The sequence below is a fragment of the Aliihoeflea sp. genome, from assembly GCF_052435475.1.
GTDB lineage: Bacteria > Pseudomonadota > Alphaproteobacteria > Rhizobiales > Rhizobiaceae > Aliihoeflea.
This window is the reverse complement of sequence record NZ_JBQVMV010000054.1, coordinates 1-567: the sequence shown is the minus strand read 5'-3', so window position 1 is coordinate 567 and position 567 is coordinate 1. Positions and strand designations below refer to the sequence as shown.

Sequence of the window (567 nt, the reverse complement as noted above, 5' to 3'; positions counted from 1 at the left end):
CCAAAAGACGCCGAGCTTCATCGCATCGCCGGCGCGTTGCAGGCGGTCCAGCGCCGGAACTTCTATCAGCTTTCGTCGGTCGTCGCGCACCGCGGCCGATATCATCACGAATATAGCATGGCGATCGCTGTCGAGCGCGATGACCCGATGTTGCGGGAGATGACCGCGGATGCGGAGGATGAAATTGGCGAAGCACTGCGCGATCTGGCGCGCTGGCTCTACCGGCAGCTCGAGCGCGAGTTCGATTATCTGAACTCCGATGAAGCCGTCGACGAGGTGATCCTGGCCAATGGTTATGGCTTCACCGAAGCCGGGGACCGCTTTGGCTGAGAGGAAGAGGCGGGCCGGAAGGGGATAGCCCCAGGGTCCAGGAGAGAGCGCCTGGCGGCTGCCCTTCAACGCCTCTCCAGGATATTCCGCCATGCGAACCATTTTGCCCGACGCCGAAGCCGGCGCCGCCCCCATTGCCTCATCTCTTTCCTCACCTGCGGCCACCCCTGCGGCGCGGCTCTTCGATGCGGCCCAGCGCCTTCTTCCGCTGCTCGAGGACGGAACGCCCTTCGACAC

General features: G+C 64.0%; 1 pseudogene. It reads left to right on the top strand.

Features of this window, described 5'->3' with window-relative positions:
- Window positions 1-330 (top strand): annotated as a pseudogene (locus tag ACT6QU_RS19510) (antitoxin of toxin-antitoxin stability system); the annotation flags it as partial.
- Window positions 331-567: the final 237 nt, after the last annotated feature.